The 21,316-nt window shown below is 49.8% G+C and carries 22 protein-coding genes; 10 read left to right on the forward strand and 12 right to left on the reverse strand.

What is annotated here, in order from left to right:
- Nucleotides 1–113: 113 nt before the first annotated feature.
- The 3 genes from AB4875_RS07450 (at nucleotide 114) to AB4875_RS07460 (ending at nucleotide 2,595) form a co-directional block, all read left to right on the forward strand.
- Nucleotides 114–593: a hypothetical protein gene (locus AB4875_RS07450; protein WP_368375424.1), complete on the forward strand. Its 480-nt coding sequence runs from the start codon at nucleotides 114–116 to the stop codon at nucleotides 591–593.
- Nucleotides 594–711: 118 nt separating this feature from the next.
- Complete coding sequence (locus tag AB4875_RS07455; RefSeq protein ID WP_368375425.1) at nucleotides 712–1,440, forward strand: pseudouridine synthase; 729 nt, start codon at nucleotides 712–714, stop codon at nucleotides 1,438–1,440.
- A 48-nt stretch (nucleotides 1,441–1,488) separates the two neighbouring features.
- Complete coding sequence (locus AB4875_RS07460) at nucleotides 1,489–2,595, forward strand: class I SAM-dependent methyltransferase (RefSeq protein ID WP_368375426.1); 1,107 nt, start codon at nucleotides 1,489–1,491, stop codon at nucleotides 2,593–2,595.
- A gap of 6 nt (nucleotides 2,596–2,601) precedes the next feature.
- Here the strand turns inward: AB4875_RS07460 and AB4875_RS07465 are convergent, their stop codons facing one another.
- Complete coding sequence (locus tag AB4875_RS07465; RefSeq protein WP_368375427.1) at nucleotides 2,602–5,322, reverse strand: AsmA family protein; 2,721 nt, start codon at nucleotides 5,320–5,322, stop codon at nucleotides 2,602–2,604.
- 273 nt (nucleotides 5,323–5,595) lie between these two features.
- Between AB4875_RS07465 and sfsA the strand changes: the two genes are divergently transcribed.
- Complete coding sequence (gene sfsA, locus AB4875_RS07470) at nucleotides 5,596–6,306, forward strand: DNA/RNA nuclease SfsA (RefSeq protein WP_368375428.1); 711 nt, start codon at nucleotides 5,596–5,598, stop codon at nucleotides 6,304–6,306.
- Nucleotides 6,307–6,342: 36 nt separating this feature from the next.
- Here the strand turns inward: sfsA and AB4875_RS07475 are convergent, their stop codons facing one another.
- Together AB4875_RS07475 and AB4875_RS07480 are read right to left on the reverse strand one after the other, a co-directional pair.
- The gene (locus AB4875_RS07475) at nucleotides 6,343–6,669 is read right to left on the reverse strand and encodes a Rieske (2Fe-2S) protein (protein ID WP_368375429.1); all 327 of its coding nucleotides are present in this window, start codon (nucleotides 6,667–6,669) and stop codon (nucleotides 6,343–6,345) included.
- A gap of 40 nt (nucleotides 6,670–6,709) precedes the next feature.
- Nucleotides 6,710–7,738 (reverse strand): patatin-like phospholipase family protein, encoded by a 1,029-nt coding sequence (locus AB4875_RS07480; protein ID WP_368375430.1) that lies wholly within the window; start codon nucleotides 7,736–7,738, stop codon nucleotides 6,710–6,712.
- Nucleotides 7,739–7,835: 97 nt separating this feature from the next.
- On the opposite strand from AB4875_RS07480, the gene AB4875_RS07485 reads away from it, so the two are divergent.
- From AB4875_RS07485 to AB4875_RS07495, 3 genes are all read left to right on the forward strand, one after another.
- Nucleotides 7,836–8,585, forward strand: a complete 750-nt coding sequence (locus AB4875_RS07485) for a M15 family metallopeptidase (RefSeq protein ID WP_368375431.1) — start codon at nucleotides 7,836–7,838, stop codon at nucleotides 8,583–8,585.
- Nucleotides 8,582–9,373, forward strand: coding sequence for a serine O-acetyltransferase (gene cysE, locus AB4875_RS07490; RefSeq protein WP_368375432.1), 792 nt, complete (start codon nucleotides 8,582–8,584; stop codon nucleotides 9,371–9,373). Before AB4875_RS07485 ends, cysE begins: the two co-directional genes overlap by 4 nt.
- 86 nt (nucleotides 9,374–9,459) lie before the next feature.
- Complete coding sequence (locus AB4875_RS07495; RefSeq protein WP_368375433.1) at nucleotides 9,460–9,936, forward strand: hypothetical protein; 477 nt, start codon at nucleotides 9,460–9,462, stop codon at nucleotides 9,934–9,936.
- Nucleotides 9,937–10,120: 184 nt separating this feature from the next.
- Here the strand turns inward: AB4875_RS07495 and ppa are convergent, their stop codons facing one another.
- From ppa to AB4875_RS07515, 4 genes are all read right to left on the reverse strand, one after another.
- Nucleotides 10,121–10,648 carry an inorganic diphosphatase gene (gene ppa / locus AB4875_RS07500; RefSeq protein WP_368375434.1) on the reverse strand — a complete coding sequence of 176 codons (528 nt, stop codon included), beginning with the start codon at nucleotides 10,646–10,648 and terminating at the stop codon, nucleotides 10,121–10,123.
- A gap of 260 nt (nucleotides 10,649–10,908) precedes the next feature.
- Complete coding sequence (locus AB4875_RS07505; protein ID WP_368375435.1) at nucleotides 10,909–11,229, reverse strand: 2Fe-2S iron-sulfur cluster-binding protein; 321 nt, start codon at nucleotides 11,227–11,229, stop codon at nucleotides 10,909–10,911.
- Nucleotides 11,230–11,252: 23 nt separating this feature from the next.
- Nucleotides 11,253–12,473: an NAD(P)/FAD-dependent oxidoreductase gene (locus tag AB4875_RS07510; protein ID WP_368375436.1), complete on the reverse strand. Its 1,221-nt coding sequence runs from the start codon at nucleotides 12,471–12,473 to the stop codon at nucleotides 11,253–11,255.
- A gap of 379 nt (nucleotides 12,474–12,852) precedes the next feature.
- Nucleotides 12,853–13,650, reverse strand: coding sequence for an enoyl-CoA hydratase-related protein (locus AB4875_RS07515; RefSeq protein ID WP_368375437.1), 798 nt, complete (start codon nucleotides 13,648–13,650; stop codon nucleotides 12,853–12,855).
- A gap of 366 nt (nucleotides 13,651–14,016) precedes the next feature.
- Here AB4875_RS07515 and AB4875_RS07520 point away from each other — a divergent pair, with 366 nt between their 5' ends.
- Complete coding sequence (locus AB4875_RS07520) at nucleotides 14,017–16,455, forward strand: ATP-dependent helicase (protein WP_368375438.1); 2,439 nt, start codon at nucleotides 14,017–14,019, stop codon at nucleotides 16,453–16,455.
- A 97-nt stretch (nucleotides 16,456–16,552) separates the two neighbouring features.
- On the forward strand, nucleotides 16,553–16,945 hold the full coding sequence (locus AB4875_RS07525) for a DUF6491 family protein (protein WP_368375439.1): 393 nt from the start codon (nucleotides 16,553–16,555) through the stop codon (nucleotides 16,943–16,945).
- Between the two features lie 28 nt (nucleotides 16,946–16,973).
- Here AB4875_RS07525 and mtnC read toward each other — a convergent pair whose 3' ends face one another.
- From mtnC to mtnA, 4 genes are read right to left on the reverse strand one after another with little or no spacing between them, the layout of a single operon-like run.
- Nucleotides 16,974–17,660, reverse strand: coding sequence for an acireductone synthase (gene mtnC, locus AB4875_RS07530; protein WP_368375440.1), 687 nt, complete (start codon nucleotides 17,658–17,660; stop codon nucleotides 16,974–16,976).
- A 22-nt stretch (nucleotides 17,661–17,682) separates the two neighbouring features.
- On the reverse strand, nucleotides 17,683–18,228 hold the full coding sequence (locus AB4875_RS07535) for a 1,2-dihydroxy-3-keto-5-methylthiopentene dioxygenase (protein ID WP_368375441.1): 546 nt from the start codon (nucleotides 18,226–18,228) through the stop codon (nucleotides 17,683–17,685).
- 18 nt (nucleotides 18,229–18,246) lie between these two features.
- On the reverse strand, nucleotides 18,247–18,870 hold the full coding sequence (locus AB4875_RS07540; protein WP_368375442.1) for a methylthioribulose 1-phosphate dehydratase: 624 nt from the start codon (nucleotides 18,868–18,870) through the stop codon (nucleotides 18,247–18,249).
- Between the two features lie 4 nt (nucleotides 18,871–18,874).
- The gene (gene mtnA, locus AB4875_RS07545; RefSeq protein ID WP_368375443.1) at nucleotides 18,875–19,933 is read right to left on the reverse strand and encodes an S-methyl-5-thioribose-1-phosphate isomerase; all 1,059 of its coding nucleotides are present in this window, start codon (nucleotides 19,931–19,933) and stop codon (nucleotides 18,875–18,877) included.
- A gap of 298 nt (nucleotides 19,934–20,231) precedes the next feature.
- Here mtnA and AB4875_RS07550 point away from each other — a divergent pair, with 298 nt between their 5' ends.
- Nucleotides 20,232–20,684: a DUF2489 domain-containing protein gene (locus AB4875_RS07550; protein WP_368375444.1), complete on the forward strand. Its 453-nt coding sequence runs from the start codon at nucleotides 20,232–20,234 to the stop codon at nucleotides 20,682–20,684.
- A 19-nt stretch (nucleotides 20,685–20,703) separates the two neighbouring features.
- On the opposite strand, the gene AB4875_RS07555 is transcribed toward AB4875_RS07550, so the two are convergent.
- Nucleotides 20,704–21,309 carry a TetR/AcrR family transcriptional regulator gene (locus AB4875_RS07555; RefSeq protein ID WP_368375445.1) on the reverse strand — a complete coding sequence of 202 codons (606 nt, stop codon included), beginning with the start codon at nucleotides 21,307–21,309 and terminating at the stop codon, nucleotides 20,704–20,706.
- Between the last annotated feature and the right edge of the window lie 7 nt (nucleotides 21,310–21,316).

The following is a 21,316-nucleotide window of genomic DNA, read 5'->3' on the forward strand; positions in this document are numbered from 1 at the left end:
TATAAAAAAGTTGCGGTGAAAATTACGCGATTGATTACTTGTCACACCGGAATGCTTCTCTACAATGAACACCACATAACAAGTGTGACAAAACAAACGGGGAAGATATCACCATGAAAATGAAAAATATTGTAATCGCAGCTACATTAGTGGGTTTGAGTGGCAGTGTAATGGCAGCTGAAGGCAGCTTTTTAAGCCGTATTGGTCTCGGTAGTGATGACTCTAAATCAGAAGCCAAAGCAGAAGCCAATATCAGTGTTGACACCAATATCGATGCTAAAGCAGCCGAAGCGAAAGCCAATGCTGAAGCTAAGCGTGACGAGATGAAGGCCAATGCTGAAGAGCAGAAAGCCGAAGCGAAAGCTAAGCGCGAAGAAATGAAAGCCAAAGCAGAAGCTGAAAAAGCTGAGCGAAAAGCAGCCAAAGAAGAGCGTGATGCGCAGGCTAAAGCCGATGCCGAAGCTCGGGAGCAGAAGCGCGCCGAAGCCAAAGCCGAAGCCAAAGCAAGTATGGAAGAGAAAAAAGCGGCCTTGCGCAGCCTGACTAATATTAAAATTAATGCAAACGTTGAAGCCGGTGCGGACGCTCAGTAAATCTGACCCAAGCAAGACGTGAAATAAAAGGGCCTTTAGGGCCCTTTTTTTATTGCCTGCTTGAAGCGTCAGAGTAGTTACCCGACAATACCGGCATTATTTAAGGGCGCTAGGATTTGTGAAGACTTCTAACAAGCCAATACGCTTGGACCGCTATCTGGCCAGCGTGACTGATTATTCCCGCAGTGATGCCAAAAAACTGATTAAATCCGGTGATGTTCGCGTTGATGGTAGTTCGGTCCGCGATCCGGGGCAGCTGATACCGGCCGAGGCCGGTGTCACTCTTATGGGGAGTCTGTTACGTCCTCTTGGTCCGCGATATTTAATGCTCAACAAGCCCCAAGACGTTGTCTGCGCCGCGCGCGATCGTCGTCATTCCACCGTGCTGGATTTATTGGATGAAGATAATCCAGAGCATTTACACGCAGCCGGAAGGCTAGACATAGATACAACGGGGCTGGTGCTACTAAGCGATGACGGCAACTGGTCGCATGCAATAACCTCACCCCAGCGCAAGTGTTGGAAAACCTATTACGTAGAAACTGCCGACCCTATTCCAGAGCACACCGTAACGCAGTTTGCGCAGGGTGTGTTTTTAAAAGATGACAAAGCGCGGACCCTGCCAGCGCAGCTGACGATTTTGGATGAGCGTATCGCAAGATTGAAAATTTGTGAGGGCCGCTACCATCAGGTGAAACGTATGTTTGGCGCAGAGGGCAATGCGGTTGTCCGTTTACACCGAGAGGCAATTGGGGAGATTCACTTGGATGCCGAACTGCTGGAAGGTGAATACCGCGCCTTAAGCGCGGAAGAAATTGCTAGTGTTTACCACACTGAGACTAAGTAGGCGGGTTCTGTTTATTGACAGGCGCTGCGCCACAGGAAAGAAATGACCATGTCTAAATCGAAGCCTAAAGCTAAGTCGAAATCTAAAACTGGAGAAGGTTCGATGGGCAGTGAGGGACGTACTGCGGATACCGCACTAGCGGCGCTTTATCGGCAATTTTCTCCGCTACCCTCTCCGGTTTGGTGGTTTGCTGATGAACATATTGCTGGTTTTGCCCTGCCACCAGCACAGAGCGATTGGCAATGTTTTACCAATCGCTGTGATATCGCCGATCAATTGCGAGAGGGCGGATATACAACGCAGCTGGGTGACTTTGATATTCCTATGGATATGGCTCAGCCACAAACAGTGTGCTATCGCGTATCCAAAGAAAAGGCCTTAGTGCATTACATTATTAATCAGGCTTTAGTGCGTTTACCGGTGGGCGGTAGCTTGCTACTCAGCGGCCACAAAAATGATGGCCTGCATAACTATGCAAAGAAAACGGCGGCGTTGATGGGCTGCAGTGCGGATATTAAAAAGCATGACGGAGCTGCGTATGTGGCGACAATTATCAAACAGCAGGCGCCAAGCTCACTGCTAGATGACAGCCAATACACCTTGATTCGGGAAATTGCGCTAGTCCCACAGTTATTCAGTAAACCAGGGGTATTTGGCTGGCAAAAGCAGGATCGCGGTAGCACCTTGCTTATAGAATATTTGCCGGACTTTTTAAGTAAATTTGATAGCCCGCCTGCCCGGGTTGCCGACCTTGGCTGCGGTTATGGCTTTATCTCGGTGATGGCAGCGCAGTGCTTGCCAGACGCACAATGGCTGTTAACGGATAATAATGCCAGTGCGATATTAGCCGCCGAAAAAAACTGTAGTGTCCACGGATTAAGGTCTGAGTTGGTATTGGCAGATTGCGCCGCCGGTTTGCAGGGTCCCGTCGATATGGTGCTATGTAATCCGCCATTTCATCAGGGTTTCGCGGTGGCGGGTTCCTTGACTGATCGTTTCTTAGCCGCAGCCCATCGTTTATTAGCGCGGCAGGGCCGAGCGCTATTTGTCGTTAATCAGTTTATCCCCCTTGAGCGCAAAGCCCTGGGTTTGTTTAGTGCTAGCGAAGTGCTACTTGAACACGACGGCTTTAAGCTGGTCTGTCTGCACAAGTAGTCGCCGTCAAGGCATCGCTGACTGTATTGATGTAGCGGTATTTTGATCGCCTTGTGGCAACGTGCCCTCTGGTCCACGGGGGTTCAAAATTTCATCCGGCAGTTCTTCCACCGTTGGGATGTCATCGATATCACCGTCGCAGGCACTACCTGCGTAGATCGCCCGCTTGATCAGGCCCTGTGCGAGCAGCGACAGCCCGCCGGTGTAAATGGCGGCGCCGGTCGACAAACTCGAGGTGAACATGCCGGCAGGGTCGGCGACAATCTTGGGCTTACTAAAGGTGCCACCCAGTCTAACTAAACCTGCCGCCGCACCAACATTAATACCAACTCCTGTGCGGGCGATAGGGGAAACCCCGAGTAATAACTCTTCCTTGCCGATATCAATATTGCCGGTGCCGATGATTTTGGTTTGCTTAGTTTCTAAGGCAATCCCATCGTCGCTAAAAAACTTACCCTTACTACCTTTAAAATGCACCGCAACGCATTCTATCTCGGTGCTCGTTTTCGCTTCGGAAAAGGGGTTGAGCTTGTCGATGGTTTCGCTAAGAACGTCAGAGCCGATAAGATTTAGGGCATTGCCTTGAGCTAGCAAGTCAGTAATTTTTATATCTAATTTGCCGTTCATATTGGCGGCTAATTGATGTGGGCTAATGCCTTTACTGTCGGCGTCTAGACGAATGCGACCCTTGCCCTTGTCGATGCCAGCCGCTTTATTTAGGCCCAGCTTGCCGTAGTCGTCGGCATCGACACTGAACCGAATATCAAGCTCGGGGATGGTTTTACTCGCATCGAGTGTCAGCGCAACTTTGGCTTCGCCGCCATCAAAGTTGACAGTGGTATCTTTGAGGTGCAGCAAGCCATTTTGCAAAGTGGGCTTTAATTTCGCCGTTTTAATAAAGTTATAGCCGGTGTCGATATCTTCAAGCTCTATTTGCAGCTTGGCATTGATGGACTTTAAAGCCTCTAGCGCTAAGGGATCGTTACTAATCATTTTTGTCTTTGACGATTTAGCCGGCGATTTGGTTTCAGTATTATTATTATCGGCACTGACCGGCGCCGAGAGAAAGGCGAGGTCAATTTTACGCAAGGCGACGCTGCCGCTCAGTGCGGGTATCTCTTCAGGCCTTATGGCCGGTGTAAAACTGAGATCGAGGTCGCTACTTTGCTGACCTAGCCGACCGCTACCTTTAAGGGCGTAGCTGTCGTCGCTGGTTTTAACAGTGGCTGCTATTGATAGCTTGCCGGCCTCCTGCCAGGGAAGTTGGGCGAGGGTCCAAACCGCTTTGCTGGCCTCGGCATCCGCGTTTACTTGCAGCTCAGTTCCTGGCAGGCCATTAAGATTAAGTTTGCCAGTGACGGTGGCGGCGATGCCTTGTTGTTTGGTTTTTAGGGACAGCTGCACGTCGGGGCCAGAGGTCTTTTTTGATAGGGGCTGTAGGCGAATGTCGGCTGAAAAATCATCTATGTCGCGTTTGCTCGCCAATTCTGAAATTTGGCTGGCGCTCACTTTGACATCGATGGACTGCTTTAGTGTGATGTCGGAATTTAGCTTGGTCAGTTGCCAACCCACGGCCTTGAGTTTTTCAATATTAAGTTTGAGTTTTACATCGGTTTCGTCCAGCCATGCCCAATCGATTTCCGCTTCTTTTACTGGGGTATTACTTTGCGCCGCCGGGCTGGGTGACGAGGAGTTTGGTGACAAGGTGTTTTTGGCAGTATTAGTATTCTCCTCAGTCTGGGCTGGCGGGGACGGCAATAAGCTATCTATATCCAGCATCGCGGAGCGTAAGCTTGCGTCAACAGCAGAGCTTTCTGCATTAACGTTAACGTTGCCCTCAATGATATTACCGTTTAGCTGAAGGACGATATCGCGTAGTTCGTAATTTGGCGTAATCGCGATATTGCTTGAGAATTTTGTTTTTGGTAGTACAGGGATTTCAGTATTTACTAATGTGGCAAGTGCATCGGCGCTGCGCAAATCGATATCAATTGATAGGGTGCTGCCACTTAAATTTGGGTTGAGAAATAACTTACCCTTGCTCTTAATATCAAGGTCTTGATGGTGTAGTGATAAATCGTAGCCGAGTATCCCCTGTAAGGGGTCGAATAGGGTAATCGCGCTATTTAACTCAATATGTTGTTCTAAGTAGTCTAGGCCAATATAGAAATGGCCGTTGCCGGCTTCAATTCGCTCTGCAGTAACTTCCGGCAGGTAAACATGGCTTCGATTATCTTTTTTATCTCTCCAGTTTAGGGTGACGTCCTTGATAACGATGCGATTGAAATTGAAATCCCCGGGGAGTTTCGGGCCACTGCTGATCTCCTCAGGAATCGGAGTGTCGACCTCAGGTTTTAATTTACTGCTTATCCAATTAAGTTCACCGGCTTTATTTTGCTCTAGGTTGATATCTAATTTCTTGGCGCTAAGTTCCCAAAAAGCGAGATGACTAAAGGGGCTTTGGGTGAGAGCAATAGTGATGTCGGCTAAGGCCAGTAGTTCAGGTCGTGGCCATTCGGGATTATTAATACGCAAGCCGCTGATTTCAAAGCGCAATGGTTTGAGGTGGGATTGAATGTCGTAAATCTCCACTTCAAGCCCGGCAAAACGTTGGGCGCTGCTGCCGATTAATCCTCGCAATAAGTGAGGTTGTATTAGCCCTATACAGATTACCAATACCATAATAAGTATAAGTAGGCCGAGGCCTAGTAAAAATTTCTTAATCACAATGAATACTCTTTTACAGCACGTTGTTGTTTTTATACTAGGGTGTTGCTCGTAAATTACACATAAAAATCCTACGGTAATTAACGCCTTGCAGATGTTATCGATTAGGTTCTTGAAGCACTCACATTAACATTGCTATGTTCGAGATGGTACAGATTGACGCATTGGCGGCGGGAATGAGGCACTGTTCTGGCGTGGAAAATCGTGGCTTGGTGGGGCATAAGGTATGATTGCGGTTAACCCCCCTTTTTTTGAGTTGTGACGGAGTATGGCGTGAAGTGGCCTGAAAGATTAGTGCAAGGGCACTTATTAAAACGCTATAAGCGTTTTTTAGCCGATGTGGTTTTGGACAGTGGCGAGGAATTAACGGTGCACTGCCCCAACACCGGAGCCATGACGGGGTGTGCGGTGGCGGACAGTCGTGTGTACTTACTAGATAGCCACAATCCTAAGCGCAAGTATGCTTACACGTGGGAGCTTGTTGAAAGTGATTCTGGGGCGATGATATGCATTCATTCAGCCCGCGCGAATGGCTTGGTGGCTGAGGCTTTGGCGGCGTCCAGAATAGCGCCATTAGCTGCTTACACCAATATTCACCGTGAAAAGACCTTGGCGTCTGGTAGTCGCATAGATTTCTTTTTATCTTCTCCCAAGACGGCCTTACCCGACTGCTATATTGAGGTGAAGTCGGTGACCTTGCATTGCGGTGAGGGCATTGGCGCTTTTCCCGATGCGGTCAGTACCAGAGCTGTGCGTCATATTGAAGACTTGCTTGATTTGCGGCGACAAGGCGCTAGAGTAGTCCTGTTGTTTGCGGTCCTGCATGAGGGGATTGATGTTGTGCGACCTGCTGCGGAAATTGATCCGGTGTATGCGCAAACACTTAAATTAGCGGCGGAGCATGGGCTTGAGGTGCTTGCCTATAAGGCCGTCATTAATGAGTCTGAAATTTTTCTGGCAGACCCGCTTCCCGTGATTTTGTGAGCTAGCTCCGCTGAGTGACTTAGCTTACCACCTACGTTACGTAAAGTTATCTATGAGGATCACGCAGTCGTTTTCGATTTTACTGGCCACGAATTCAAGTGTTTTGCCGTGGCATGGCCCCGCAATACATTCCCCCGATTCAATAATGAACAAGGCGCCGTGGGTCGCACACTGAATAAGTGAGTTGTCGAAGTCGAGAAATTGATCGTCCTGCCAATTTAGTTCGATGCCGAGGTGAGGGCAGCTATTTTGATAGACAAAAACCTGCCCTCGCTGGCGCACGGCGAATAGGGATTTGTCTTTAAATTTAAACCCTTTAGAGCCAGGTTCGGCTATATCTTCAAGTCGACAAAGTATATGCATAATGAAATATAAACTGTTTGAATTTGTTTGTTGTGCTGCGCTAGTCAGTGGACTCTAGGAAGCGATCGTCACCTTCACTGTTAAACGCATGGCGAATGGCGGGTAACATTCTATCAACCGCGTCGCGGCCTTCTACAATGGCCTCTGCAGCACTGCTGAATTCCAGTAAGCCAATATGCCCAAGTCGCGGCCACAACATAATATCAGCGGGCTCGCCGGCGAGGCGACTGCGGGTAATTCGATCCTGCATTATATTAATGGCGCTCATCATCACGCTCATGGTGTTGGGCGGCTCTGGTTTTTTCGTCGCGTCTGAACTACGGAAATTGTTGGCCGCGTCTTTGATTGAGGCCGCAAGACGACCGAAGGCTGCACCTAGGGATGGGTCATCTTCGGCATCTGCCGCTATTATTAATGCTTCCTCTTCAGATTCCTCTTCTTCGATGGTCTCTTCGTTTGCGGGCACCTTGGCGTCGGTCATCACCCTTTGACGGCCAATTAAATCGCTATTGAGGTCGACGCCGATAATAATGTCGGCACCCAAGGCGCGGCATACCGAGACCGGGACCGGATTAACCAAGCCGCCGTCTACCAGCCAGGAATCGCCGAATGCTACAGGCGTCAAAATACCCGGAACAGCCATGGATGCGCGCACCGCATCCCACAGCGGGCCACGCTGTAACCAAACTTCGCGACCGCGTATTAGATCGGTGGCGACGGCGGCAAAAGGGGTGTTCAAATTTTCTATATTGGGGTCACCGTATTCTTTTACAAAGAACTCTATGAGCCTAGTGGCCTGGGCAACACCGCCAGTGGCCGTCAGGCTGACACTCATATAATGCAGTACTTGTGCAGTGCTGAGGGACTGAATCCAGTCAGTGAAGTGCTCTAGCTTGCCGGTGAGGTAGCATCCCGCGATAACCGAGCCGATAGAGGTGCCACAGATAATATCGGGTTTAATGCCCAGTTCCTCTAGACGCTGAATAACGCCAATATGAGCCATGCCCCTTGCCGATCCACTGCCGAGAGCGAGAGCGATTTTCTTTTTTCCTAGCGGGGCGTTTTCCACGTCGTTGTTCTCCGGAATTTCAACACACATCAATTGCCGGTAGTATGATGCTTTGGCTAGCCACAACTCAACTGCCGGGATAATTTCTACCTAAAATATGTTAAATCTGAATAGTCACGACATCAGCACTGAACTCCTGCTAGGACTCGATGAATCCGCGATGATTATGCTTGACGGTATTCTGGTCCACCAGGATATTGTTGCGCCTTTAACATCGCTTAAAGCTGCTGCGGCTAGCTCAGGTTTTGAACTACGGATTGCGAGTGGTTTTCGCAGTTTTGAACGTCAACTGGCTATTTGGAATGCCAAGGCGGCGGGTGAGCGGCTGCTGTTAGACGATACGGGATTGGTCTTGGATTGGGCCTCTTTGTCTGAGCTTGAGCTAATGGCAGCTATTCTGCGTTGGTCGGCGCTGCCTGGAGCATCGCGGCATCACTGGGGCACGGATATTGACGTGTATGACGCGGCGGCGGTAGCTAGTGACTACCAAGTGCAATTAACGCCAGCGGAAGTGGCAGATGAGGGCGTGTTTGGGCCATTTCATAAATGGCTTGATGGTGAGTTTGCGGCGGGAAGGGGTAATGGCTTTTTCAGGCCGTATAATATTGATCGCGGTGGCATTGCGCCAGAGCGCTGGCATTTAAGCTATGCACCTTTGGCGGCGTTCTGTGATTTGGCATTGCACGCTGAGCTTCTTCATCAGGCCTTGCAGCGGCGGGAAGACCTGTGTTTAAAAGACGCAATTTTGAGAGAGTTACCCCATATTTATAGACGCTATATTGCGGTGCCAGCGAGTTGTTACCCAGCGTCCTATGCTGATGCCTTACGCGGTCGGGAGTTACTATGAGTTTAAGCGTAAATGAAATGTGGTCTGCAATGACCACTGAGGCCCGGGAATACGGCCGCAATGAGCCGGTTTTGGCGAGTTTCTATCACGCTAGCATTTTGAATCATGCAAACTTCGCCGATGCATTGAGTTTTCACATTGCAGCTAAGCTGGATTGTGATTCAGTACCGGCAATGTTGATTAGAGATGTGTTTAATGAAGCGTTTGCCAGTGATCCTAGCATCGTCGACGCGGCGGCTATGGATATCTGTGCTCATTTTGAGCGTGATCCAGCCTGTGATCACTACGGTATGCCGTTTTTATATTTTAAGGGCTTTCAAGCGATACAGGCATATCGTATTGCCCATTGGTTATGGTTGCAGGGGCGTGAGTCTTTGGCGCTATTCTTGCAGAACAGAATAGCCAGTGTCTTTGACGTAGATATTCATCCCGCTGCCGTACTTGGTTGTGGAATTATGGTGGATCACGCAACGGGCCTAGTCATTGGGGAAACCGCGGTTGTTGGTAATAATGTGTCAATGTTGCATTCGGTGACCTTAGGCGGCTGTGGTAGTGGTCCAGGACCCCGTCATCCGCGTATCTGTGATGGCGTTTTGATCAGCGCCGGAGCAAAGGTATTGGGACCGATTGTGGTCGCTGATGGTGCAAAAATTGCGGCGGGTAGTGTGGTTTTGAACGATGTAGCGGCACATTCCACGGTTGCTGGGGTGCCGGCGAAACAAGTAGGCGCATTATCGGCAGAGCTACCAGCTTTGAACATGGATCAATACGTCAACGAAGACACCTAGCGCAGCTATATAATGGTGTCAGATTTATTAAATTACATATGTTATATTTCGGGTTATAGTGACGAAACAGGAAAAGCGAGGTTAATGTGAGCGTTAAACTACTGGATAACAAAGCTTTCTATGGCTATAGGGTGCGTCGTACCGTGGCGGGTAAGTTGTATCAGGAGTATTTCTCGCTGAAAACCGGCGGTAGCCGTCTTGAAGGTAAGAAAAAGAAGGATATTGAGAAGGAAGCGCTAGCGCGCGATGTAGTATTGGAGGCGCAGCAGAATCGGTATTTAGATGAAACCAAAGAGGACCGTTGTTTTAAAAGCGATGGTACTGTGCGCGGAATTAGCTACCTACTTAAGACAGAAAAAAGTGGCAACTTAACGCCTATTTTTCAGGTGGGGGTGGCTTCAAAGGTGGAAAATAAAACTGTTTGTACCAGTTTCTCTCTTAATGCTCATGGTAGTGATGACGCCTGGAACCGGGCAGTAGAAGCTTATGCGAAGCACAAAACGATTCGCAAAAATACCAAGCTTTATCAACGCTTATTAAAAGCGATGCCAAACGTATCGTAGTGTTTTAATACTGCTGTCGGTCGATACTGGCAGGGTGATGGTAACGAGAGCGGGGTCTATTGTTAGGCGCCGTTTTTTTATGTCTGGATTTAACTATGATGAAAGGTTTTAGATTCTCGATGGCCTTGCTGGGTGTTGCTAGGCATGGTGCTACGGAGCCGACAGCGCGGCTCCGTCGTCGACCCTAGCCTTTGTAAGCTGCAGCAGCTTTCATGATTTCTGCTTTGGCTTCTTCGCTGCCAGCCCAGCCATCAATCTTAACCCATTTGCCTTTTTCCAGATCTTTGTAGTTTTCAAAGAAATGCTCGATTTGCTGAATCAGCAGGGCGGGCAGATCAGAAGGTTCTTTCACGTCTTGATAAAGTACGCTCAATTTGTCGTGTGGAACGGCGACTAATTTAGCGTCTTTACCAGCTTCATCACTCATATTGAGGATGCCGATTGGGCGCGCGCGAATAACTGAGCCTGGCACGACGGGGTAGGGGGTAACTACAAGCACATCTAGTGCATCGCCGTCTTCAGACAGGGTATTGGGAATGTAGCCGTAGTTAGCTGGATAAAACATCGGAGTTGCCATGAAGCGATCGACCATCAGCGCATCGAATTCTTTCTCGATTTCGTATTTGATCGGGCTGCTATTCGCAGGAATTTCGATAGCAACGTAGATGTCATTAGGCAAATCTTTGCCAGCTGGAATTTGGTTGTAGCTCATTGTGGGCTTCCATTTCAGATTGCGTTTGGGGTGGATAAATCTGCGCAGATTATAAACTGTGCGCGGGAGGATTGCCAAAGGCTGGCATATATTGTCTGCCGAGTGCCCGGAATCAGTCCAGTGCGGTGGTCGAATCCGCTTGAAAAAGCCTATTTTAACCCGAGTTGGCGGCTCGCTTAGTTCAAGCGATCATTGGCGGCGGATAACAGGACGTGACTTTTGCATAGGGCTTTATTAAGCCCTATGCAATGGTGTGAAACCTAGTATTGCGCCTTTGGCATGGTGATAACCATGCCGTCCATGTCATCAGTAATAATAATTTGACAGCTTAAACGGCTAGTTTCTTGCGGTTCTAATACGCACTCGAGCATTTCGTTCTCAGTGCTATCGGCTTCGCCGGTTTTAGCCACCCATGCGGGATCAACATAGCAATGGCAGGTTGCGCAGCTGCAGCTGCCGCCGCATTCGCCAAGAATGCCGTCGATACCATTATCAACTGCTGCTTGCATAACACTGCCGCCCACTTCGGCGTGAACTTCTTGAATGTTACCGTCATGTGATGTGTAGAAAATTAATGGCATCGTCTGTGTTCTCATACTTTGAATTAGTTGAATACGTCTTTCATCTCAATCGACTCGTCAGCGAGCTTCAGCGGATCAGCCGTCTGGCCGCTGCTGAGCGCGCGCTTACTCATCATGAATTCTTTCGGGCGGTTAATCGCATCGACCGCGATAAAACGACCTTCACTGAAATAGAATGCTGCAAAGCTGCGCCCCTCTTCACTGTTGCCGCGGATAATAACTTGGTCAAAACCCTGCGAGAGTCCCGCGATTTGGAGCTTTAGATCGTACTGGTCTGACCAAAACCACGGTAGAGCTGAATAAGCTTGAGGTTTACCACAGAGACTTTTCGCCGCGATCTTTGCTTGATCAGTGGCATTTTGTACGGATTCTAAGCGCAGCTTACGCATGTAGATGGGATTGTAGTGATTGCTGCAATCGCCGGCAGCCACAATGTCGGGGTCATTGGTGGTGGCAAATTCGTCGACCACAATACCGTTGTCTATGTTGAGTCCCGCTGCTTCGGCTAGCTCGATGTTTGGGATAACGCCCACGCCAATGATGACCAGATCGGCGGGGATGGTGCTGCCATCGGCAAGGCGCACGCCCTCAACATGTTGATCACCAACAATGGCCTCGACACCGGCTTGGGTGCGAATATCGACGCCTTCTTCCCGGTGTATGCGGCTATAAAAAGCTGATACTTCTGGTGCGGTGACGCGTTGGAGCACACGCTCCATCGCTTCAATAACGGTGACATTCATACCGATTTTGCGCAGCGACGCCGCGGTCTCAAGACCAATATAGCCGCCACCAATAATGACCGCCGACTTGCCCGGACCAGTAAACTTATGGGTTTGCTTTACGTCGTTAAGATCGCGCATATAGAAGACGCCAGCAAGCTCGCTGCCGGTAAATGGGATCTTGCGGACCCGGGCACCGGTGGTGAGAGCGAGCTTGGTGTAGCTAATTTCAGCGCCGTCTTTGAGGGTGATTTTTTTTGCGTCGCGATCAATGTGGGTAACCGCCGAGCCCAATAGCAGGTCAATATTGTTTTTGTCATAGAACTCAGCCGAGCGAATGAGCAGCTCATCTTCTGATTTTTCGCCGACAAAAAATGCCTTTGATAAAGGCGGGCGATGGTAAGGCAGATAGGGCTCGTCGCCGACAATGGATATTCGGCCCTCCCAACCCTCTTGGCGAAGACTGCCGGCCAATTGGGCCGCAGCGTGGCTGGCGCCGATGATAATACAATGTTCACTCATAGCTATATTCCAAGAATCCTATGTTCAGCTTCATATTATCTTGCGGGCTGTCGCAAGACTTATGGATTATGTCTTATTTCTTGTGTACTTCTAAGAGTACGTTCATGGACGTTGCTGTATGAACAACAAATACCCTCAGCGCAGTATTATCCCGCTGTCCAGTTTGTGGCGTCCAAAACATGATTGATTCCCAGACCGCGCCACAGCAGTTGTCTAATCAGGCAATGGAAACGGGAGCGCTATTGTCGGCGATTTCCCTTGTAATTGCATAGGCTGCAGGCAGTAAATCTGCTCAGAATATCCTGTGCGAATCTATCTGGGGTCTTTGCTGCCTGAGATTGCTTAGCGACGAGCGCATGGCGCCACGCCACTGCAGCTTTTACTGGCCGGTAAATTTAGCCGCTCGTTTTTCAACAAATGCCGCAACACCTTCATCAAAATCGGCGGTTTGGCCGGCAATTTTTTGCAGCTCACGTTCTGTCTGTAATGTGGACTCCCAGTTGGAATCTACGGCTGCCCAAACGGCTTTACGAATTAGGCTCAGGGCAGTGGTTGGCCCGTTGGCGAGGGTGACGGCCATTTTAAAGGCTTCGTCTTCCAATGCTTCATCTGCGACAACGCGGTTAATGAGTGCCCAGTCCAGCGCTTTTTCGGCGCTGAGACGGTCTCCCGTTAACATTAACTCCATGGTGCGAGCTCGGCCAATGGTCCGGCTGAGGAGGTGGGTTGCGCCGCCATCTGGGATAAGACCGATTTTGGAAAAGATTTGTATGAACGTGGCGTTCTCACTGGCGATGATCATGTCTCCGGCGAGGGCGAGAGAGGCGCCAAAACCTGCAGCGCTGCCGCGAACAGCGGTAATCCAAGGTATCGGCAGGTTTTTTAGTTTGATCATAATGGGATTTAAGTATTTTTCTAGAATTAAACCGATATCACGCTGGCTGCGATCAGATTCTATGGGTGTCAGCGGGTTGCTGGGGCTGAGGGATGCACCTGAGCAAAAGCCACGTCCTGCGCCGGTAATGATCATGGCACGGGCATTTTCAGCGAGGTAATCAATCGCGTTACTGACCTCTTTCACCATGAGGGGTGTCAGTGCATTGAGTGTGGTCGGTGCATTAAGTGTGAGGATGCCGACCGATTCGCGAATTTCAACGGTGATTTCTTGGAAATTCATCTTTTATTATCCTTATGTAGGGGTATTTAGATTTGCGTGCACAGCGCTGCAGGCGTTTAGACCACGGTGCAGGGCAGTAAAGTCGCCCGTATTTTGCATGTCTTAGCGGCTGTATGCCATGTTCAATACCTTAGAATGAGCTAAAAGCAGATATTATTAGTGAAAATCGGTACTGAAAATAAGTCAAACTGGGCGCGCATCGTTCACACTGGACTTGATTTCCGGTGGCTCATAGCTATTCAAAGAGCTCGATATTGTTAGCGCTGGGTAATTCGGAAAAATTCACTAAACCTTGTTATCCTTCTCCGCCTATTGTCTTGGAAGAAATCAAATTACTTTTGTCATGACCTACTCATATTGCTCGCCATGCTGACGGAAGAACAGTTATTAGTGACTCGTCACATTCGCGGTCATGCTCGTGTGACTGCGGTCGCGGGTGCAGGCAAAACCACAACGATGGTGCGCTATGTGCTAGAGCGTTTGCGATCTGGCATGGACCCGCGTCTAGTGCGGGTTGTGATGTTTAACAAGGCGGCCCAGGAAGATTTTAGCCGCAAGTTACAACTTGCTGTTGGTGGGGCATTCGGGCTGCCGCCGGTGCGCACGTTTCATGCAATGGGCCGTAATCTAGCCATTTCTTTGGCAAAGGAAGGATATTTACCGCCTTTTGATCCTACTCCTCTTGGTGATACTCAGATTGGAATAGAGATGCTGCGCGCGCTGCAAGCTTCAGCGGGGACATCGTCGCAGCGGGCCGCTATTCGCGACGAGCAACAACAGTGGTTAGATGCTTTTGTGGGTTTTGTTGATTTGGCTAAGTCTAGCTTGCAAACACCGGAATCCAGTTTCTATGCTGGTGGCTATCCTGATCAGTATGAACTATTTATAGAAGCGTTTGCGCGTTTTGAACAATGGCGTAAGGCCGCTGCCCGAGTGACATTTTCAGATTACCTGTACGACCCCTGTTGCGCTATTGCAGCCAATCCCGACTTGGCGCAATTTCTAGCCAACCGGGTAGAGCTATTTGTTGTTGATGAATTCCAAGATATTAATGATATTCAGTTTTTTCTGCTAAAAACCTTGGCGGGTGAGCGCGCACATTTACAAGTTGTGGGTGACACTGATCAGTGTATCTATGAATTTCGCGGCGCGCGCCCAGACTATATGCTCACTCATTTTGGTGAAAACTATCCCCATAGTAGCTATCAAATGTCGCGGACTTTTCGTTATGGGCATCGTCTGTCGCTGGCGGCTGCGCATCTGATCGCGCATAACCAGCGCAGGGAGCCAGTGCTATGCATTAGTGCTGACAACGCGCCGGCCACCAAACTTGAGCTTCGCCTGCAAACGGCTGACGGCTTTTCATTGGCCGATCTGTGTTTGGCTGAACACGCCAGTGGCAGGCCTTTCCGAGACATGGTGTTTTTATGTAGAACTTGGGCTCAGGCGGCGCCGGTTGAATTGGTACTTTTACAGCGCGGTATACCAAACCGAATTACGGGTGGCAGTCGCGTGCTGGAGCGCCAAGAGATTAAAGTCTTGCTGGTGTTGTTGCGGATTATGTCAGGACGTTTTAACGAGCAGAGTCCGGCGGATTGTCAGCAGCAAGTTTTTGATCTTCTGCGATTTTGTGAGTTAAAAATCAAGCATGAAGTGTTGCGTCGCTATGCGCAAAGAGTCCTTAGTGACGGTCATGGATTTACCGCTTTAAAGCTGTCTGATGACGGCTTGTCTATCTATCAGGAGCAGCGTTTGCAGCGGCTTGCAGTCGCACTCGACGGTATCGAAAAATCGGTGTCTGCGGGCCTTGGTTTAGAGACATTTCTAGCAGATTTAGATTTACTTAAGGCTATTCGCGACAATGCGCTGAGTAGTGAGGATGGCGAAAATAGAGCCGCGACTATCGGCGCGTTTGTAGGCTTTGTTGCAATGCAAGGCGATCAGAGTCCAGCTGCCGTTGTGGCTATGATTGAGGGCCTTCGCGTTGCTGACGCGGATCCTAAACAAGGCGCGTCGGTGACTGATGCCGTGACCATCACCACTATGCATCGCAGCAAGGGGCTTGAATGGCCTGTGGTTATTTTGCCGGGTTTGAGTGCGCATTACATGCCATATCAAGCCGGTAGACGGCGACGAGCTGATGAGGAGCAGCAGGAATCTGAGCGACGGCTAATGTACGTCGCCATGACCCGCGCGATAGATGCCTTATATTTATTTACCCCTAGCCTCGATTGCCATAAGGGTTGGGAGGGTGGCCTCAGGCCTGAGCTGAATATATTGCCCAGCCCATTTTTACGCGAGATGAATATTCCCTTGGCGGTTGAGCTGGGGGCCGTGCTAGAAGACGGCACGGGGAGCAGCAGGGCCGATGCCGGCCTTGCGCTAACGAGCACGGCAAGGAGCTACCTAACGGCATTGGCGCTAGACGGAGAATTTTCGAGTGCCTTCCCCTGGGTCGATATATTCGAATTTGGTGTTGCGGTACGTCATGATCTGCACGGTGATGGACGCATTGTAGCGCTTGATGAGCATGGTATAACGGTGAAATTTTCTGATAAGCAGGTGTATTTCTCAGCGTTGTTAGTCGAGAAGGTTTTGCAGCTTATCGACTCGCCGCTTGAGGACCTAGCCACAAGGGAATTACACAGCGAATTTGTTAGCGGTGAGGTGTTGGCGCATAGTAAGTATGGACGAGGTATTGTTGCCGATGTTGATGCGCGTTTTATTCATGTCCGTTTTCGTGAGGGCAGCAAGAGTTTTCGCAAGGATCTGTTCCGCGCCACCCGTATCACGGGGCAAAAATAGACCTTATTGATGGTGTTGGCGAGCACGAACCTTATGACGGCAGAAATGTCTGATATAAACGCGACGTTTATGCCGCTCTCATTCCCCAGAGGTGGATATGAATAGAACAATAATAAAGCTCAATGTGCTGATATTGTTGGGTTTCTCTCTGCTGGCCTGCACTGCGGTCATAGACGACGCCAAGGGCTTAGACGAACGTTTGGCGGAATACGGCTATCGTCCCGGTCAAAACGTCGATCAAATACACTCTTACCAGATCACGGATTGGACGTATTTGGATAGTAGACACCTTATGTTTAGCAATGGCCGTGCTGAGCACTATCTTATTAGCTTGCAAGGCCCCTGTGCCGCCTTGCGGGGCTCAGAGATTCTGTTGTTTAAAACCCGCACAAATTCCCTTAGCAAATTCGATGAGCTCGTTGTGCCTGAGGATGGCGTGGCTAAGCACTGTAGTATTGAATCGATGTCGAGACTGATTCGCGCAGAGTAACAGTAGCTGGTGTGAATACCGGATTAACTTAATCTGGTAGTTGAATATCCGCGAAGCTATTAACGCTCTGGTGTTGAGCGTGGGTGCTAATTACTGCCGGAGCGCGCTGAACCCACGCGGTATGCATACCGGCGTCAGCGGCAGCATTAAGTTCTTCCACAATATCTGATAGAAACAAAATTTCCTTGGCGGCAATGCCAATGGCTTCTTGGATTAAGCGATAAGACTCTGCCTCGCGTTTAGGGCCCGTTGTGGTGTCAAAGTAGTCCTTAAATAAATATTGTAAATCGCCACCTTCATTAAAGCCGAAAAATAGTTTTTGGGCGTGAATAGAACCAGATGAATACACGTAGAGATCAATGCCTTGCTGGTGCCACGCAATAAGCTTGCTGAGGGCGTCTGGGTAGATATGCGCTTGATAGTCGCCATGGCGATAGCCGTGATCCCACACCAGACCTTGCAGCGTTTTTAATGCCGTTACTTTTTTATCTTCCGCGATCCATTGCAGCAGCTGCGCGATTAATTTTTCGGTGTCTTTGTTATCGAGACCCGCTTGGTCCGCGACGTCAGTTAAGGCGACTTCAACCGCCCTGTCGCCGCGATGTTGGCGAATAAAGTCGGGAAGTATTTTTGCGGCGTAGGGAAACAATACCTCATGCACAAATTGAATGGAGCTCGTTGTGCCCTCTATATCGGTAACAATAGCTTTGATCACGAAATATTCCTTTTGGCCGGATTCAAGCGTCGAGCCGCGAGTAGCGGTTGGCGATATCGTTAGCGGTATAGTTGGCAACCCAGCCCTCGGGATTGTTAAAAAAACGAATCGCGACTAGATCAGGTTGCGGGCCTAAATCAAACCAGTGACTGGTGTTAGCCGGCACGCTTAGTAGATCGCCCTTTTTACAGATTATTTCAAACACCTTGTCGCCAATGTGCAGTGCAAATAATCCTTGGCCTTGCACAAAAAAGCGCACTTCGTCTTCGCTGTGAGTGTGCTCATCTAAAAACTTTAGTCGCAATGCGTCTTTCTGAGGATGGTCGTTGGCAATACTAATCACGTCGACACACTGGTAACCCTGCTCGGCAATGAGGCGTTTAACGTCGCCATCGTAAGCCTGTAGTACGGCTTCCTGGCTATCGCCGGCGGCAATGTCATCTCTAGTTTGCCACTGTTCAAAGCGAACGCCGACGGAGTTCAGCTGCTCGCAAATCTCCTTGGCGTCATGAGTGTTAAGTAGTGCTTGGCTGTTGTCAGTATCAGAAAAAATAGTTAATTGACTCATTGGAACTCCTTGCCGTTCTTAATGGCTAAGACGCATTAGCTCTAGCTCGCAGTGCAACAGGCAATCTAAGGCTTCGAGATTGCGCATAGTACTCTCCAAATCTTTACCCCAGCAATACACACCGTGGCCGCGTATTAAATAGCCGGGGCAGTGTGGCTGTTCTGCCAAATAGGCATCTACTTGATCGGCTAGAGCGCTTATGTTTTGGGTATTATCAAAAATCGGAATATCAATGCTGGTGTCGTGGGTATCAATACCGTCGAAGGCCTTTAGCAACTCATAGTCGCTGAGCGTGATTGCTCTCGCGTTTTTCAGGGCTTTAGAGATGACAGTCACCGAGGGTGAATGACAGTGTAGTACCGCGCCAATATCTGCAAAACGCGCATAAAGGCGCGTGTGTAGCTCAGTTTCGGCCGAGGGTTTGCCATCGCTAATGGGCTGGGCTTGCAAGTCTACGGCGATAAAATCTGTGGGGCTCAGGCGACCTTTGTGCTTGCCCGAGGCGGTAACAATAGCTGACGTCGCATCGAGGCGGGCAGAGAAATTGCCACTCGTGGCCGGCACCCAAGCGCGTTGATAAAGATCTTCGCCGGCAGCGGCTAGTGCGACAGCCTGTTGATAAAAGTATTTACTATCAATCATGTTTTCACCTGTTATTTCTTTTGCCTTCGGCAAGATGCGCTAGCACCTTGATGCGATCAGGTTGATGAATAATACCGTGCTCGGTGACGATAGCGTCTATCAATTGCGCGGGTGTGACATCGAAAGCAGGATTACTAGTGACCATATTTTCTGGCGCCACGCGCTTGCCAAAGCTATGGGTTATTTCTTCGGCGGGGCGCTGTTCTATTGGTATTTGAGGCCCGTCTATGAGGGCGTCAAAGGTGCTCGTTGGCGCCGCGACCATGACTTTGGCGCCGTGATGTTTGGCAATAATAGCAAGATTATAGGTGCCAATTTTATTAGCGGCGTCGCCGTTGGCGGCAATGCGGTCGGCGCCAACGATGATCCAGCTCGGTTTATGTTCGCGTATTAAGTGGGCCGCTGCACCTTCAATAGCGAGGGTGACGGGAATACCATCTTGCATCAGCTCCCAGCTTGTTAGGCGGGCGCCTTGCAGCCAGGGGCGCGTTTCGCCGGCAAACACGCCGCGAATTTTGCCGTCGCGATGGGCTGAGCGAATCACCCCTAGCGCAGTACCATAACCACCGGTTGCCAGTGCACCGGCGTTGCAGTGGGTGTAAACAATACTGTCGGGGGGGATTAGGCTGGCGCCAAAATCACCAATGCGTTGATTGATTTGGATGTCTTCGGCGTGAATGTGTACCGCCAAATCGGTGAGCGCTTGCAATACTTGGCCGCCATTCCCTTGCTCTTCTACTACGCGGTCGCAGCGCTCCAGTGCCCAAAATAAATTAACGGCAGTGGGGCGTGAGTTAGCTAGCGCTTCACGCGCAGGCCCCAGAGCTAAGTGCCAAGCGGCCGCACTGGCGGGGGATGACTTAAGTTGCTGCGCTGCTAAGACCATGCCGTAGGCGGCAGTAATGCCAATTGCCGGTGCGCCACGTACTACCATCGCGCGGATGGCGTCAGCGACTATATAGGGGTCGTCGTAATGGAGGTATTCGCATTGGACTGGCAAAATACGCTGATCCAGTAATTGCAGTTGATTGTTTGACCAGATAATAGCGCTGGGAGTTGCCACGGATTAGCTCCACTTTTCGGGGACGCAATTATAAGGCAGTGCGGGCTTTGCTCATAGGGTGACGCTGATTAATTACCACCCTCAGGGCTTTGTGGCACTGGCCTTATTCGGAATCCGTATTTACTCCGTGTAAACTCTTAATCTTGGCTCCGGCGACATCCCAACGACTTTCGCTCACGATATTAATGACTGACTCTCTAATGTGTTAATTAGCGATTCTCGCCGCGAGTATAATTGGACTGGCTCACAGCAGTTCTATGAGTGACGTTCCAATCGCGTTTGAATACAGGGGTATTGAATGACAGATTATATGGTATGGCTGATTCCAGCTCTGCTTATTATTGCGGGCTTGGTGGTCGTTGCGGGGCGTTTGCTTTGGCGTTTGCGAATGCAGACACAGGTCGAGCGAGCGGCCTTGCAACAAGCACAACAAGAATCTACTGCCGAACAGGCGGAGGCCCAGAATGGAATTGATATTCTGGCGCGCTGCTATTTGAGTGGTCAGCTTGCGGCCAGTGAATTTGCGCTTCGGGTTGCGGTATTGGCAGAGACTGCCGCCTTAGACCCCAAGTATATGAAGGACACTGCCATATTTACGGAAATGGCCGCCGCTTTAGCGCACATTCCAATACATCAGGCATGGAAGGATTTGACGCCCGATCAGCGCGCAACTTACGGTACTGAGATGGCCTTGCTGGAAGGCAAGTACAGCGATCGATTGCGGGCAGCGACTGCTGCTTTGCTCAAGTAAGTGGGTCTTCCGTGCAGGGTTACTTTTTAAGTGTAGATCGCTGTGCCAGGCTACTTAAACCGTCAACCATATCTTGTTGGAATTGCAATTGCGCCTCTAGCTGCTCGGGCAGCAAGGGGTCTACGCCAAATATTGATTTATGCAAGGGCGCTAGCGTTACATAGCCTAGGATCATGCAGTGGAATGCCATTGCAGTGGGTACGTTGATCCATTCTTTATCGGGGTTGCTGGCGGGATCGCTGATGGCGGAAAAAAACTTTCGATACCAGCGATCACTTAACAGATTTAGAGTTTCGTCTCTGGCTAGAGTGGCGTGCTGCACGATTCTGGCGGTATTCGGTTTATTGGCCAGTAGCGACATGACTTGGTGAATTTGCTTACGAGTTTCGGTGAAGTCGGCGTCAGTAGCTAGACCGCGGGTAGCGTCCGCCAAGGGGGCAAATAGACGTTGGCAGACCTGCTCGTAGATCGCAAATTTATTGTTAAAATGTTTGTAAATACCCGGACTGCTGATGCCTACCTGCACCGCAATTTCGCTCACTGACGTCGCCCCAAAACCCTGCTGAGCAAAGAGGTCTTCGGCGATGTCGAGGATACGTTCTTTGGTATTGCGGCGGGTAGCCATAGTGTTG

Origin of the sequence: Zhongshania sp. R06B22 (genome assembly GCF_040892595.1) — a bacterium.
Taxonomy (GTDB): domain Bacteria; phylum Pseudomonadota; class Gammaproteobacteria; order Pseudomonadales; family Spongiibacteraceae; genus Spongiibacter; species Spongiibacter arctica.